The 16,093-nt window shown below is 42.1% G+C and carries 14 protein-coding genes; 7 read left to right on the top strand and 7 right to left on the bottom strand.

The genetic code is table 11. The features are described 5' to 3' along the window. The first annotated feature begins 32 nt into the window (after positions 1–32). Positions 33–1,286, top strand: a complete 1,254-nt coding sequence (glgC, locus tag HUO09_RS12560; protein ID WP_373563697.1) for a glucose-1-phosphate adenylyltransferase — start codon at positions 33–35, stop codon at positions 1,284–1,286. A 285-nt stretch (positions 1,287–1,571) separates the two neighbouring features. Continuing rightward, positions 1,572–2,027, top strand: a complete 456-nt coding sequence (locus HUO09_RS12555; RefSeq protein WP_102955263.1) for a methylglyoxal synthase — start codon at positions 1,572–1,574, stop codon at positions 2,025–2,027. Positions 2,028–2,085: 58 nt separating this feature from the next. Here the strand turns inward: HUO09_RS12555 and pncA are convergent, their stop codons facing one another. Together pncA and helD are read right to left on the bottom strand one after the other, a co-directional pair. Continuing rightward, entirely contained in the window at positions 2,086–2,703 is a 618-nt protein-coding gene (gene pncA / locus HUO09_RS12550; protein WP_188234191.1) for a bifunctional nicotinamidase/pyrazinamidase, read from the bottom strand. Between the two features lie 11 nt (positions 2,704–2,714). Then, entirely contained in the window at positions 2,715–4,778 is a 2,064-nt protein-coding gene (gene helD / locus HUO09_RS12545) for a DNA helicase IV (protein ID WP_188234319.1), read from the bottom strand. Between the two features lie 186 nt (positions 4,779–4,964). Here helD and yccS point away from each other — a divergent pair, with 186 nt between their 5' ends. The 3 genes from yccS to HUO09_RS12530 all read left to right on the top strand — a co-directional run bounded on the left by yccS (position 4,965) and on the right by HUO09_RS12530 (position 7,868). Next, positions 4,965–7,139 carry a YccS family putative transporter gene (yccS, locus tag HUO09_RS12540; protein ID WP_188234190.1) on the top strand — a complete coding sequence of 725 codons (2,175 nt, stop codon included), beginning with the start codon at positions 4,965–4,967 and terminating at the stop codon, positions 7,137–7,139. A 205-nt stretch (positions 7,140–7,344) separates the two neighbouring features. Then, complete coding sequence (locus tag HUO09_RS12535; RefSeq protein WP_167411275.1) at positions 7,345–7,506, top strand: hypothetical protein; 162 nt, start codon at positions 7,345–7,347, stop codon at positions 7,504–7,506. Positions 7,507–7,580: 74 nt separating this feature from the next. Next, positions 7,581–7,868 (top strand): hypothetical protein, encoded by a 288-nt coding sequence (locus HUO09_RS12530; RefSeq protein ID WP_188234189.1) that lies wholly within the window; start codon positions 7,581–7,583, stop codon positions 7,866–7,868. A gap of 16 nt (positions 7,869–7,884) precedes the next feature. Here the strand turns inward: HUO09_RS12530 and modC are convergent, their stop codons facing one another. From modC to HUO09_RS12510, 4 genes are read right to left on the bottom strand one after another with little or no spacing between them, the layout of a single operon-like run. Beyond that, a complete protein-coding gene (gene modC, locus HUO09_RS12525) occupies positions 7,885–8,997 on the bottom strand; it encodes a molybdenum ABC transporter ATP-binding protein ModC (RefSeq protein WP_188234188.1) in 1,113 nt (370 codons plus the stop codon). Continuing rightward, a complete protein-coding gene (gene modB, locus HUO09_RS12520; RefSeq protein ID WP_188234187.1) occupies positions 8,994–9,710 on the bottom strand; it encodes a molybdate ABC transporter permease subunit in 717 nt (238 codons plus the stop codon). The genes modC and modB overlap by 4 nt, the downstream gene beginning before the upstream one ends. Beyond that, the gene (gene modA, locus HUO09_RS12515) at positions 9,691–10,464 is read right to left on the bottom strand and encodes a molybdate ABC transporter substrate-binding protein (RefSeq protein WP_188234186.1); all 774 of its coding nucleotides are present in this window, start codon (positions 10,462–10,464) and stop codon (positions 9,691–9,693) included. The genes modB and modA overlap by 20 nt, the downstream gene beginning before the upstream one ends. A 1-nt stretch (position 10,465) precedes the next feature. Beyond that, entirely contained in the window at positions 10,466–11,947 is a 1,482-nt protein-coding gene (locus HUO09_RS12510) for a cobyric acid synthase (protein WP_188234185.1), read from the bottom strand. Between the two features lie 221 nt (positions 11,948–12,168). On the opposite strand from HUO09_RS12510, the gene HUO09_RS12505 reads away from it, so the two are divergent. Together HUO09_RS12505 and HUO09_RS12500 are read left to right on the top strand one after the other, a co-directional pair. Continuing rightward, positions 12,169–12,693, top strand: coding sequence for a hypothetical protein (locus HUO09_RS12505; protein ID WP_188234184.1), 525 nt, complete (start codon positions 12,169–12,171; stop codon positions 12,691–12,693). Between the two features lie 137 nt (positions 12,694–12,830). Next, positions 12,831–13,499: a PilZ domain-containing protein gene (locus tag HUO09_RS12500; protein ID WP_167411268.1), complete on the top strand. Its 669-nt coding sequence runs from the start codon at positions 12,831–12,833 to the stop codon at positions 13,497–13,499. Between the two features lie 34 nt (positions 13,500–13,533). Here HUO09_RS12500 and luxQ read toward each other — a convergent pair whose 3' ends face one another. Then, the gene (gene luxQ, locus HUO09_RS12495; protein WP_373563696.1) at positions 13,534–16,086 is read right to left on the bottom strand and encodes a quorum-sensing autoinducer 2 sensor kinase/phosphatase LuxQ; all 2,553 of its coding nucleotides are present in this window, start codon (positions 16,084–16,086) and stop codon (positions 13,534–13,536) included. Positions 16,087–16,093: the final 7 nt, after the last annotated feature.

Raw genomic sequence — 16,093 nt, 5'->3', positions numbered from 1 at the left:
TTTGGCTCGAAACTTGTACTACTCTCTAAAAAGTGAAAACGAATTGCACATATTTAGGGAGAAATAAGATGCAAGACACCTTAGCGGTAATACTAGCCGGCGGTATGGGTTCACGATTATCCCCCCTCACTGATGATCGAGCCAAACCCGCAGTTCCTTTTGGCGGCAAGTATAGAATTATAGATTTTACCTTAACCAATTGCCTACATTCCGGATTACGTCGAATACTCGTATTGACTCAATACAAGTCCCATTCTCTACAAAAGCATCTACGAGATGGTTGGTCTGTTTTCAATCCTGAGCTTGGGGAATTTATCACTGTTGTACCACCTCAAATGCGAAAAGGAGGGAAATGGTATGAAGGTACAGCTGATGCCCTATTTCACAACATGTGGTTACTCTCGCGCAGTGATGCCAGTCACGTGGTAGTGCTTTCGGGGGATCACATCTATCGTATGGACTATGCCGCCATGCTTGAAGAACATAAAGCAAAGGGAGCAAAACTTACCATTGCTTGTATGGAAGTACCAAGAGATCAAGCTTCTGCTTTTGGCGTCATGGGCGTCGATGACGAGAATCGCATCACTTCCTTTGTTGAAAAGCCCAATGATCCGCCATCAATGCCAAATAGCCCTAACTCCAGTCTTGTCTCTATGGGAATTTATATCTTCTCTATGGACGTATTGAAACAAGCTCTACATGAAGATTCGGAAGTTGAAGCCTCTACACACGACTTTGGTAAAGATATCATTCCAAAACTCATCGAAGGCCGCAGTGTCTATGCATATGAGTTCTGTAATGAAAAAGGACGTGTTGATCGGGATTGCTATTGGCGAGATGTTGGCACCATAGATTCTTTCTATGAAGCCAATATGGATCTATTAGAGCCGATTCCACCGATGAACCTATACCAAAAAAACTGGGCGATCAGAACTTATGAGCCCCAACTTCCACCAGCGAGAACCGTTTCTTCAGCAACAGGAAACGAGGGTATCTTCATCAACTCGATCATCTCTAACGGCGTAATCAACTCAGGTGGTTCAGTTCATCACTCGATCATTTCTGGTAGTGTAGTGATCAATGACAGTGCCACCGTTGTCGACAGTATTTTATTTGATGATGTTGAAGTGGGCGAAGGATGCCAGCTTGTCAACTGCATCATCGATAAGCACGTAAAAATACCGCCCAATACGCAGATAGGTTTGAACCCTGCGGAAGATGCTAAACATTTTAAGATTTCAGAAAAAGGTATCGTCGTCGTCCCTGAGAGCTATAAGTTTTCATAACAACTCACCTATCGAACTTCCCCCAAAACTAGCTGGTCAATTGACTCTGTATCCAGCTAGTTTTGCAATCGAGCCCATTATTTTGCTAGTCAAACTTCTGTTATCTCAAAACATTTGATGATGAAACACATGCAACCAGCGATTGTCACAATTTAACCGATTGAAACCTGTATCATGGTTTTAAGGAACGAATTGACGAAATAACTACATTTTCAATAAAAGGGATTGAATAACCACAGGTATTTCGTTATTTAAGTAACAAATCCAATTGTTGGGAACAAATAGATGAAAATAACAACCCGCACAATGGCTGCGTCAAAACACGTAGCACTCGTTGCACATGACAACTGTAAACCAGAACTTCTACGCTGGGTTAAAGAGAACAAAGAAAAGCTACAGGGTCACTTCTTATATGCTACTGGTACCACCGGTAACATGTTGAACAAAGAAACTGGCTTACCTATTAAAAGCCTTATCAGCGGTCCTATGGGCGGTGACCAACAACTAGGTGCATTGATTTCCGAAGGAAAAATTGACGTATTAATTTTCTTCTGGGATCCACTTAATGCCGTTCCACACGATCCAGATGTGAAAGCTTTGCTGCGTATTGCGGGTGTTTGGAATATTCCTGTTGCTACTAACCGCGCTACAGCAAAATTCCTGTTCAGCTCAGAATTTATGGACAAAGAAGTAAGTATCGAAATCCCTGATTACCAAGCCTACTTAGCAGAACGTCTATAACCAATAAACGAAAAATCCCCTTTTCAGGGGATTTTTTCTATTAACATACAAAGGAGTACTAACCCGTAATGTCAGCCGACTGAATGAGCTTACATCCTGCTTGCTGCATTTGTTTCCAAGCGCTTTCTACATCACCTTCCAGCATCTCCACACCTCGGCAAGCATCTTGGACAACTGATGTTTTGAATCCTAAAGATACGGCATCCAACGCTGTAAATTTCACACAGTAGTCGGTTGCAAGGCCAACAATCACCAACTTTTTAATTCCTTTCGAATTTAAATAGTCAGCCAATCCCGTAGCTTGAAGTCTTTGGTTATCGAAAAAACCACTGTAACTATCAATCTTAGGGTTGGTTCCTTTGTAAATGATCTTTGTAATCGCCTCTGTATTTAGACCAGGAATAAACCCCGCGCCTCCACTGTCCTGCACACAATGATCCGGCCACATTATTTGCGGTATACCATCTAACACGATCACTTCTCCAACCTTCTGACCATTAGAAGACGCGAAGCTTGAATGCCCTGCTGGGTGCCAGTCTTTGGTTGCAACAATGTGTTTGAAATGAGGGATGAGTCGATTTATGACGGGAACAATTTGGTCACCCTCAGCCACAGGAAGAGCGCCTGATGGTGAGAAATCATTTTGTACATCCACTAATAATAATGCTTGGGTCATATGGAATCCTTTTAACTTTTCTTAGTCACTGGATAATCGCCATTCAACAACTCCTGTACAAATACTGAACCACTTCCGGTATAAGTAATCCATACTTTCTCTCGTGCACGAGTCATTGCTACATAAAATAATCGTCTTTCTTCTGCGAATGCAAAATCATCATTAGAGGCACTCAATGCGCCATCAAGGTGTAACGCTTTAACTCTCGCAGGGAATTGCCCTTCATCAACAGCAAGAATAATCACATAATCAGCTTCTTTGCCTTTGCTGGCATGACAGGTCATAAATTCTAACTTCAGTGATAAAAATCGGTTCTGCCAGTCTCTTAATAGCTCTGGTTTGTGATAATGATTACGACCAAGTAAAAGTACCGTTTTTACACTTGATGCTTTGCGATTCAAACCATCTAAGATTTTCTCGACACTAGTACTTGGTGACAATACCACTGCTTTGCTTTTTTGAGTTTTGACACTGTTAAGTGTCTTTTCACGCTGCAGCGGGTTTTGCTGAACAAATCGATTTGCAACTTCGCCCAACTTATCGTTAAAACGATAAGTTGTATCTAAATGATGTACTGTCGAATAAGGCATACGTGATTCAAAATCGGTAGTCAGATCTACGTCAGAGCCTGCAAACTGATATATTGACTGCCAATCATCACCAACGGCAAACAAATTACATTGGTTCGGGTTCTGCCCACATATAGCCTGGATAAGATCCAGACGCTGCGGAGAGATATCCTGATACTCATCAATCATGATGAACTTCCAAGGTGCTGAAAATTTCCTTTTCGTCACATAATCGGTAGCACGACTGATCATAATGTTGAAATCGATATGGTTGTTTTCTTTAAGCATATCTTGCCAAGCTTGATAACAAGGCCAACACAGAGATAGCTCGCTATTAAGTCGAGGATAATCTCGATGCTCAACCAAGCGCTCTTGAACAGACTTTTTGGATATTCCAAGTAAAGCCAATTGATCCAACTGTTTCTCAAGCCAAGCAATTAATTTAGGGTTCTCAACATGGCTGCCGAGTTCGTCATCACCCGCCAGATAAGCAATTGGCCATTGCGATAAATGCTTTTGCCAACGCTTAAAGTTTGTTGGTGTCATCCAATGACGCTTTAGCCAATCAATACACCATGCCTTCTTGAGTTTTTCATCTAAAGCAATCGGAGAGAGAACGGCATTCCCACCATCAACCTTATTTAGAATACTCAAGCCAAGTTGATGGAATGTGTTTACTTGGATCTTCTCAGCCGCTAGACCAATTTTATTCTTTAACCTTTGCTCCATTTCACCCGCAGCTTCACGGCCAAATGCAACAAGTAAAATATCTTCGGCTTGGGCTAAATGGCTTTGTAAGAGATACGCGACTCTTGCAGTAAGCACACTTGTTTTACCTGAACCCGCACCGGCTAAAACCAGATTGTGGTCGTCATTGAGTAACACTGCATGCTGCTGAGAAATATTCAGCGGTGAAGATTCAACCTGATTGAACAAAACTTCCCAGTTCAATCTTTCATTTTCAATCCAACGACGGTTTCTCTCTGAAAGTTGATCAGACGTATTGAGGATCCAAGGAGACAAGCTGGCAATGTGTTCGGGCAAACGCTTATGCGCTTCTTCTAACGACATGCCCATCGCTGTCAGATCGTCGTATACACAATTGACCCAGCTATCCAAAAGTGAATGCGGTAAGAATGATGGAAGTCGGATAAGGCGCGTCAATTCTTGCTGCCATTGCGGTAGATACTTACTCAACTGTGCACATTGTTGATTGTGCCAATTCTGATAAATGGCAACCACTTTGTGCGCGAACTGGCGGCAATCAGGCCAAGGTAGCCCTTGAACTAACCAAGTTCGTTGTTTACCGTACTCTTCATGCGCAAAAAATTGAAGAGATCCCCAAACGACCCCTCGCTGAACTTTTACTTTGCCATTCCACACGTTAAAAGGAATATGCTCTTCACTCATTAGCGATGAGAGAATCACACATTCTTCACCAAGCTCAACTTGATTGTATTCACTAGAAATAAAAAACTGTGCAGTCTTATTTGCTTTCAGCTGCATTGATATTTGCTCTTTGAATTCGTTGCCATCCATCATACCCTAACCACTTTGCGTGAAGCTAAAATAATGTCAATAATGTTTGATGTTTACTTTGTGCTCGCATGAGATTATTTATTTAATTTGATCAAAAAGTTATCAACACAGTCTGATACACTCAATTTTTATTTATCACAGTGATGGGTCATCGTGTATTTGTTAAAACGACTTCGTGTTCTTTGGGCTAATAAAACCATCAACTACAGTGTGCTTATTTTCATTGCATTACTTGGTGTTGTCGCTCCAACTTGGTATTACAGTCTAAATACTTGGGTAACACCGCTCATACTCGGTGTTATTGCTGCGGCACTCGCCGAGCGAGACGACAGCTTCACTGGTCGACTAAAGGCCATCACACTAACATTTTTCTGTTTTGCTATTGCAGCCTTCTCTATTGAGATCTTATTTAAAACACCAATTCTTTTCGCTATCGGACTGTTTACGTCAACTTTTGGCTTCATCATGCTCGGCGCAATTGGTAGCCGTTATGCAAGCATCGCCTTCGGTTCGTTGCTTATTGCTATCTACACCATGTTGGGAGCACACCAAAGCACCAACATCTGGTTTCAGCCACTTTTATTACTTTCAGGCAGTGCTTGGTATTACTTCCTTTCTATGATCTGGCATGTTCTGTGGCCACTTCAACCGGTGCAACAAAGCCTCGCCAATGTCTTTATTCAGCTTGGGAAATACCTTGATGCTAAAGCGGAACTGTTCCACCCGGTATCTGGTTTAGCCCCTCAGCCACATCGAATTACTGAAGCCAACTTAAATTCTGCTACGGTTTCTGCTCTCAATCAGTGTAAAGCGGTGTTCCTTACGCGATCAAAAAAAGGCCACGTAGACAGCGCCAGTGACCGTTTTCTTAATATCTATTTTCTGGCTCAGGATATACATGAAAGAGTGAGCTCGACCCATTATCGCTACCAAGAACTTTCAGGGCAATTCGAACGATCAGATGTTCTGTTTCGGTTAAAACACTTGTTGCAAAAACAAGCACAAGCTTGTCATCAAGCCGCGCATTCCATTCAGTTAGGGTTACCTTATACTCACGATAGTGATTCGATCATTGCGCTTGATGAACTTCAGTTATCCCTCAACCACCTTCAACAACAAGAAAATAAAGAGTGGAAAGTTTCGCTTGCTCAGCTGGGGTATTTGTTCAACAACCTCGCGACAGTGGAAAAACAATTATGTAACGTGAGTAATCCTGATACGACAAAACTTGAAGATGGCATCCTGCAGGACACCGAAGCTCATACACTAAAAATGGCTTGGTTAAGAATTAAATCTAACTTCACTACTGATTCATTACTGTTTCGACATGCCGTTCGAATGTCTCTCGCGTTAACCGCTGGGTATGGGATCATTCAAGGGTTAGGGATAGAACGTGGTTACTGGATTCTTCTGACAACTCTATTCGTGTGCCAGCCAAACTTTGCTTCAACGCGGCAAAAACTGAAAGCAAGAATAATAGGCACGATTGCAGGCTTGCTGATTGGCGTACCGCTATTAACCTTATTCCCATCGCTCGAAAGCCAATTGGTGTTTATTGTCTTCTCTGGAGTAATGTTCTTCGCTTTCCGCATTAATAATTATGGTTATGCGACTGGGTTTATTACGGTGCTTGTGTTGTTTTGCTTCAACCAGCTCGGAGAAGGCTATGCGGTTGTATTCCCACGCCTAGCCGACACGCTGACCGGTTGTGCCCTAGCAGTATTTGCGGTTTACTTTATTCTTCCCGACTGGCAATCAAAGCGCCTGCACAAAGTAATGGCCGATGCTGTAGACGCCAACAAACAGTATTTAGATCAGATCATCGGTCAATATCGAATTGGTAAGAAAGATAACCTGAGTTATCGAATCTCCAGGCGTCAGGCTCATAACCAAGATGCGGCTTTAGCTCTAGCGGTAAGTAATATGCTTGCCGAGCCTGGTAAATATAGAGCGGCTACAGATGAGAGTTTTCGCTTCCTCACGCTTAATCATGCTTTACTCAGCTACACCTCTGCATTAGGCGCTCACCGAACTCGAATTGATGATGAAACGGTGCACCAATTAGTTTTGGAGTCTCATCGTGTGATACACCAACACTTAGATGCGCTTTATCAGCAACTGTATAATCACTGCACTGAATCCGACGCAATTAACATTGATGATTCTGGGCTAAAAGAACGTTTGAGTGAATGGCGAGAAGAAGACAACAGTTCTGCTCGCTTGGTACTTCAGCAACTCCACTTAATCTACCGAATGCTACCCGAGCTGCATTCACTAGCAGCCAAATTCGCCGTTCGCGTACCACCTAGCAAGCAAGCGCACATATAGCGCCACCGTGGGTGTCATTGAGTAAAATGACACCCACATGCTTATTTTTTACACTAATAGGCGCATAATCTGACACTTTTCGGACATAAGCATCAACACGAATACTAACATGAACATCAGTCTTATCTTACACAGTAAGGTTTAAGTGCTCATGAATCATAAGACCATCGCGAGAAGTGAAAATAGGTTATTGCAGGATATTAGAATGAACAGTGTTCAGTTTGATAATTTTAAATCACAGCTACAACAGTTGACGCCTCAGCAATTGCGTGCTCTGCAAGGTGCAATTTCTCATTCTCTTGAAGTTGAAAAGTCTGAGCTGGTGACGTCTGAAGAGTTGGAACTTATCTCTAAGTTGTTTTCATAACTACGTTTGCAAGCCATTAACTTGCATAATAAATGAACAAGGCATAAGCTTTTATCACTAAGAAGGATTAGCGTATGTCAATTTCATCTCTACAGTCTGGTTACCCTATTGTTCAGCAGTCATATAAAATGGCTGACGAAGCAGCAAGAGATATTCAAGAGTCCAATTCGTTCAAGAATGACTTTTCGAACAATGACGCGCTAAAATTCAATGCCATCGAACATAAAAAAGCCCATCGTTCTCAGAGCGATATTGAGCCTATGTTGAAGTTAAACCAAGCGGCTCAATATAATCGCGTCGGTGCCAATGTTATTCAACGCGAGCAAGATATGATCGGCAGTTTACTTGATATCCATATCTAACCTTCACTTACCTATATCAAAGATGAGTAATCGCAATATCTCTTTGTGAGACACTCACCCCTTTGATCTGCGCGAAAACCTCCATACCTTCTTGTAACTTAAGATCGTCCAACGCCCATTTCGTTATCGTTGCCCATAAATAGCAACCTTGCTTCAAATCCAGTTTTACAGCGACACTTTTTTTATTGTCACCATATTGCTGATATTCAATACTCGCGATACGAGCAGGCAGGATGTTTCGAATGGAAGATTGCTCATTTTTATTTAGAGCGATGGAAACGTCATTTGCTCTAATTTGCAGACGAACGGTTGAGCCAACATCTGCATCGACTTGTTGAACCCAAAATGTTAACCCTTCTACGAATTGCAATTGAGTCAAACCATATTCCAGATTGTGCTGGCTAACCGTCGCTGAAAATAATGTACTTTGCTCACTAAAAGATTGCCAAGGGCGCATCACTTTTGATGACCAGACATCTTCTATCTTTCCATCTGAGACAACCTTTCCTTGATCGACCACGATTAGATGATCTGCCAATCTGAGAATTTCACTCAAACTGTGTGACACATAAAAAATAGGAATTTTCACTTGCTTAGATAACATCTCTAAGAAAGGCATAACTTCACGTTTACGAGGTAAATCTAGAGAAGCTAAAGGTTCATCCATGAGCAATAAGTCGGGTTTTGACAGTAATGCTCTGCCTATTGCAACGCGCTGCTTCTCTCCACCTGAAAGTGCTTTGGGATAACGAGTCAACATCTGCTCTAAAGACAATAATTCAACAATGGAGTTGAAATAATCTTCGTCTTTTTCTTTGATACCGTAACGTAGGTTACCCTCAACAGTGTAATGCGGGAAAAGTCGTGGTTCTTGAAACACGTAACCAAGATTACGCATTTCAACCGCAATGTTAGTGCCCTGTTTACTATCAAATAAGGTTCGTCCATTCACAACGATGTCACCCGAATCAGGGCTTAACAAACCACTTACAGCATTCACTATCGAGGTTTTTCCGGCTCCAGAACGTCCGAAAATTGCAGTAATACCATGACTGGGCGCGACAAAACTCACATCCATCTCAACGTCTTCAAGATGCTTTCTAAAAGTAACCGCAATACCTTGGCTCATTGAGTCACTCCTAACCGACGTCTTACTCGTCGACTTACCCATTCTGAAGTTAAAAGTGATAAAAGCGCGATAACGATTGAAATAATACATAAGCGCGCGGCCGCCATCTCTTCTCCCGGTGTTTCAAGGAAGGTAAACATAGCTAACGGAATCGTTTGAGTTTCGGCGGGAATATTGGAAACAAAACTTATCGTCGCGCCAAACTCTCCTAGGCTTCTTGCAAAGGCAAGCATGATTCCTGTTATTACGCCTGGCAAAGTTAAAGGCAAGGTAATCGTAAAAAATACCTTTATAGGCGATGCACCAAGCGTTTTTGCCGCTTGTTCAAGCTTAAGATCAATGCTTTCTACACTTAAACGAATCGCTCGCACCATCAAAGGGAGTGACACTACCACACAAGCCAAAACAGCCCCGCGCCAGCTAAAACTAAAAGAAACGCCGAACCAGTCATATAACCAGCTACCAATAACGCCTTTCCGCCCCATCGAGACTAATAGTAAATAACCGATCACGACTGGCGGAAGTACTAAGGGCAAATGAATCAGGCTATCTAACACGCTTTTTCCAACAAACTCTTTGCGTGCAAGCACCCAACCAAGTAGTACCCCGATTGGTAGCAGCCACACAACGGCGTGTGCGGCAACTTTCAAACTTAATAGCAGTGCGGTTAACTCATAATCACTGAGCACAAAGTCACTGAGCAAATTTCTCATTTCCCATGTTTGTACGGAATCCGTATTTATTTAGTATGGTTTTGGCCTCATCAGACTGAATAAAATCCACCAGCTGTTTGCTGCTTAACTTGTCGTTAAGTTGTACCAATGGGTAATGTATTGTTCCATGCAGTGACGATTCAAATACCTGAACAATAGTCACTTTTTCAGAAAGCAATGCATCCGTTCTATAGACGATACCTAACGCCGATTCACCACGCTCAACCAACGCCAATGCACTGCGAACGTTATTTGTCTGAGCCAATTTGGATCTAACATCACTCCAGACTCCTAAGTTAGATAGCGCCTCTTTAGCATAAATACCGACGGGTACAGAATCCGTATTCCCCACTGCTATTCGAGAATCCTCAAGCACTCTAGCCCACTCTTCAATTTGACCTAATTCGAATGACTGTGTTGGTGAACTCACAGGTTTTATCAACACCAGTTGGTTACCGGCTATCAACGAAACTTTGTCTGATTCAACCAACTTATTGTTGATGAGGTAACTTACCCACTTTTCATTCGCCGAAAGAAAAACATCCGCCGGAGCGCCGCTTTCAATCTGACGGGCTAACGAGGAAGAACCACCGAACACAGTTACAACGTCACTATCATACTGCTGTTTATAAGCATCGACCAAATCGCCAACAGCATTGGTCATTGAGGATGCAGCGTAGATTGTAACGGTATCTTTGGCCAAAACTGAATGACTACAAAGGAGTAATCCTAGCCAAAATATGATCTGCTTCATTTTATTTAACCTTGCATGCTCCGTCCCATAAGGAACGCCAATTCATATGCTCTTCAATAGCATCGGCAATTCTATTGATTGCCGACTCTTTCGTCGCCACATGATCATATTCTTGTAATTGTTCTGCACCTGCCCAACGGCAAATCAAACTCGCAGCTTCAAACTCATCAAAGACACCATGCAGGTAAGTTCCTAGGATCTGACCGCACGGACTGACGAGTCCATCATTACTGCCACTATCAAGAGCAATAAGAGACTCTAGTTGCGCGTCTACCGCAACTTCGGATATGCCAACGTGAATTTCATAACCGGAGACACGGGCGCTTTCGCCATTGAGGTGGATAGTACCTTTAACATTCGTCAGTTGTTTTTGTGAAGTTAATGTGGTTTCCATCTCCAACAAACCAAGTCCTTTCGAACAGCCCGCTTCACCCTCAACACCATCTGGATCGTGTATCCAATGCCCAAGCATCTGATAGCCACCACATATTCCCATTACCTTACCGCCAAGACGAATATGACGTTGTATGTCTTTATCCCAGCCTTGCGAACGCAAGTATTCCATATCCGCACGAGTAGATTTGCTACCGGGTAAAATGATGAGGTCAGCATGCTGAAGTTTCTCGCCTTTACCGATATAACGCAGGTCAATATCAGGATTTAGCCTCAGCGCATCAAAATCGGTATGGTTACTAATACGAGTAAAGACCGGAACAACCACCTTAAGCTTTGTTTGGTCACCCTTAACTTGAAGCGCAGTAATAGCGTCTTCTGCTTCTAAATCAAAACCGTGCAAATAAGGTAGAACGCCAAGTACAGGCTTGCCTGTTTTTTCTTCCAGCCAATCCAGCCCTGACTGCAAAAGTGCAATATCACCTCTGAAGCGGTTAATAACAAAACCTTTAACTCTCGCTTGTTCAGACTCAGATAACAGAGCCAAGGTCCCATAAAGGTGAGCAAAAACGCCGCCTCTATCTATATCGGCAATAATGATTACAGGAACATCTGCCGACTCTGCAAACCCCATATTGGCAATATCGTTCTCTCGTAAGTTCACTTCTGCTGGGCTGCCCGCCCCTTCTATCACAATATATTCATACTGTTGTTGCAGTTTTCCAAATGAATCAAGAACCGTCTCCATCGCGACTTTCTTATAGTCATGATAGCTCTGGGCTTCCATATTCGAGAGTGCTCTGCCTTGCAAAATAACTTGTGCACCTGTATCTGAATTAGGCTTGAGCAAAACAGGGTTCATATGAACTGAAGCCTCAATACCACACGCAAGAGCCTGCACAGCCTGAGCGCGGCCAATTTCACCGCCATCTGCGGTAACCGCACTGTTCAAGGCCATGTTTTGTGGTTTAAATGGCGCAACTTTGCAGCCTCGTCTTACCAATACTCGGCATAAACCTGCCACTAATACGCTTTTGCCAGCATCAGAAGTGGTACCTTGTACCATTAGAGCTTGAGTCTTCATTTTCATCGTGTTTCTTAAACAGCATTTTTAGACATACTATACCCAAATTTGAGCTAATGTCCTGAATATCAAAACGAATGACGCAAAAATAGACCAGGTAAACAGCAAACAAACCTTACATTCATCAAATTTTTTAATCACCTTTTATTAGTTAGGATACAATGGCCTGTAATTTGCTTATAAATAATGTATCTTTACATTTTAATTCACTCAGGACGAATACACTTATGTTTAAAAAGGCAGGTCTTTTAAGTTTAATTGGTTTTGCTTTTGCAGCACCAAACACCGCTATGGCGAACAACTTTAGCTACAACTTTCTTGAAGTTAGAACTGCAATTAGCCCTGAGTCGTTCGGCGGTGAATTTAGTACCAATTTTACCGATAACTCTCACTTTATCTTACGCGCGGATACTCGCTTTGATAACGATTGGGATGTGGCTGGCGGTATTGGTTTCAATGGTCCGGTTAATCAATTCATAGATGTATACGGACAAATGTTGCTGCATCACGTAAATTATACCGAAGAAGAAGGTGATGATTCTGAATTTGTTTACGAGTTGAACATTGGTGGCCGAGTATGGTTGACTAACCAACTTGAAGTTCACGCTAAAATTGGCCGCGCCGATGAAAGCGGTGTATTTATTGGTGGCGTCCGTTTCCATTCAACTGACCAGTTGTCATTGAGTGCTGAAGCAAGAAACGCTGGTATCTGGGGACCTCAGATCGCGATGGGCGTACGCTTCAATTACTAGTTGAGCGTTAGGTCACTTTCCCAAAATGATGTCGTCATATTTAATTTAGAATAGACTAAAATTCGAAGAATTTTGTAATATACTCAACCTTATACCGTTCTCAATAATAAAAACGACACGGCAGGGTTATAATAAATATGTCGACATCAAGTTCTAATAATATCGATGAACTCGGAAAATTTCTTCAAATTGGCATGAAACTGTCAGTCAGTTTTCAATTCGGTCCCAACGACACTTACGATTTCACAACTACACTTGTCGGACATAAGACGCAGCATTATTTGATCCTTGACCTTCCAATTAAAGCTTTGGAATTACTGGTCATGCGTAAGCTTTCCAACGTACAAACCGTAGTGAGAGGTATCTGCAACAAAGACTACGGTCATATTGTTGCATTTAAAACCTCAACTTATCAGTCTATTAGACGACCTTTTAATCTCTTATTCTTACGCCCACCAAAACATTTTGCGACGAAAACGATTCGCGAGCATGAGCGTTATTCAATATCACTACCTGCCAGCATCAGCGCAATAGACAATGAGGTATCGGGCACCATGGCGGATTTGTCAGTTTCTGGATGTGGGATTTTTGTCGCTGGTGAAAACGAGTTACAGACTGGCAGTAAAGTCGATATCCGCTGCGATTTGATAACTTCGCTTCCTGAGGGTCTTGGCTGTCACATTGTGAAAATCAGTAGGGAGCCTAAAGGGCATTTGATAGGTATTAAGTTCGATGAAACCATCGATATGTCAGACGAAATGAGAAAAGAAGTACTGGAGCACGCTTTTTCAGCTGGTTCGATATAGAACTATGTCTAATTAAAAGACCTGTTCTATATCACTAGCAATAGGTTTGTTTGTAATGGACTAATGCCTGATATAGGCTCTCTTCTCTTATTGGTTTAACAATCACATACTCTGCGCCCGCAGCCAAAAAAGCTTGTTGGGTTGACTCCATTCCATCGGCAGTACAAGCGAAAACAGGCGTGGTTAGCTGCATCTCTTTCTTCAGAACTTTAGTTGCGTCCACGCCATCGAGATAAGGTAATTGGTTATCCATTAAAATGATGTCGTAGTGTTCCGTTTTCGCTTTCTCTATTGCCTGTAAACCATCTGTGACCCACACCACTTCCATTCCATACTTTTCACAGAACGCTCTAGCAATAAACGCATTAGTATGATTATCCTCAACCAACAATACTCTTAATGAATTATCAAATAAGGCAAAACGTTGAGTTTCTTCTTGTTTCTTGTCTGAGATACTTTTCCTACAAACAACTTCTATCGGTAGCGCAACCGAAAATTGGGTTCCTTTACCATACTCTGATGCTACCTGGATGGTGCCACCGAGAATTTCAACAAGGCTATGCACAATAGCCAGACCTAACCCACTACCACCATATTCCCGTGTCGTTGTCGGTTCTGCCTGCATAAATGGCTCAAAAATGATCTTGAGGTCAGACTCTCTGATACCAATACCAGTATCTTTGACCGTGACAAGCAGCTGATCTGGGTCGCCGTATTTCAGAGAAATACGAACATAAATAGAACCTTCAGAGGTAAACTTGAGAGCGTTATTAATAATGTTATATAGAATCTGATTTAATCGAACCTGATTGCTGTTAACAATTACGCCTTCTTCAACATCAGATTCGATATCAAAAGCCAAGTTCTTTTCTTGGCACATTGGCTTGTAAATTTGAGCAATAGCAGAAACAACATTAATTAGTGGAAACTCAGAAGATGGGACACGGAACTGTCCCTGCTCTATTTTGGAAAAATCGAGAATATCATTAAGTACTGCAAGCAAATGCTCGCCACTACTGCACAGTACATTGAGTTGATCGATTTGCTCTGGGCTTGATACCGAACGTTTTAATAACTGGGAAACACCTAAAATACCGTTTAATGGCGTGCGTAATTCGTGGCTCATTTTTGCTAAGAAGTCGGCTCTGACTCTTGCGGATTCTTCCGCTTCTTTTCGCGCTAAACGACTTTGCTTTTCTGCTTCGGCAAAACTTGTAACGTCTTGACCCTGCGTGATAATCGACTCAATTTTGTTTTCGATAACAATAGGCGAGATACTCCAACGGAATACCTTCTTGTCGATTTCTGTCATCACTTCTTTTGATATATCACCAGTTGCTGCAGATTGAATATCAGGCAAAAGTTGTTTTTCCAGCGCTCTAAACGACCTCTTGCTTTCCCCTTTTTTGCCAATGAATTCCTTTTGAGCTGCAGGGTTCATTCGAATAATGTAACCATCCGTAGACCAAAGAATGATCGGAGAAAGAGAGAAATTAAACAGGTCTTCGAACTGCTTTTCTTGTTCGGTTAAACGCTGGAAGGTGTTCTCAAGCGTGCGCCCAAAATGATCAAACTCATAAATTGATGACCCCGGGAAGAAGTACTCTTTACCCTGCACCGCAACTTTGTGGGTGTAGGACATCAGCTGATCGATTTCATGTTTAATACGTTTGTGCAACCACCAACGAGTAACAATGGTTACACCAAGCAAAGCGATTAACGCAAACACAATCCAAAAGTAATAGCTGTCTCTTAATTTCAATGCATTTTGGTTGCTTTGAACTGAAAAAACCGCGAGATAAGTGGGTACACCTTCAAGTTCCAACATCGTTTTGCTGACGATGTTCTTATCGTCCAATGATTCACCAGTAACACTGCGAATGATCTCTTGCTCAGTATAAAGATCATTGCCATTTAAGGTCGACGACAAGATGTTTTCATCTACAGCCAGTACCAGATTTTGAGCATTGCTATTGTCTTTGATTGTTTCAATCAACGCGTAGTTATCATTGAGCACGATAGATACATAAAGAAAACCAAGAACCTCACCGGAGGCTGGATCAACTATCGAAGACCTTCTTACTAAAAGATAAGTGGGACCAAGTTGTGAAGGACTCTTAATCAGGTGCCAGTTGCTGCTAGTTGATACTCTGCGTACTATTTTCCCTAGTTCTTTGGTTTCAATACCATAAAACTGAGAGTTTCCATCATCCCAAAGCATTTCTTTCTGATTGGTGATAAAACGAATGTCTGGGGTATTTGAAAGCTCAAGTTGATCCACTGTGAGAAAATATTGATCTAACTCTTCTTCTTTTCCACTGTGAATTGCTTGAACCAGAGTTGTATTTTTTGCGCTACTGTCTTGGTGTATCTGAAGTGTTGCAAGACGAAAATCAAACAAACTTTGGATTAAGCTCGACGTCTGTTTTGAAGTTCTCATCACTTCTTGGGCAATCAATCGACTACTAATTTGATAGCTCTGAAACAGTACCATAATGATCAAAGTACCAAGCGCCACCACAATTGCATGGCTTATAAAAGAAGCTATATTTTTCTTTTGCTTGACGGGTTTGATACTTTTCACCACTACTTAT

Source organism: Vibrio sp. Y2-5 (assembly GCF_014596725.1).
In the GTDB taxonomy this organism is placed as follows: Bacteria; Pseudomonadota; Gammaproteobacteria; order Enterobacterales; family Vibrionaceae; genus Vibrio.
The sequence above is the reverse complement of the archived record's forward strand: the minus strand, read 5'-3'. Positions and strand labels throughout refer to the sequence as shown.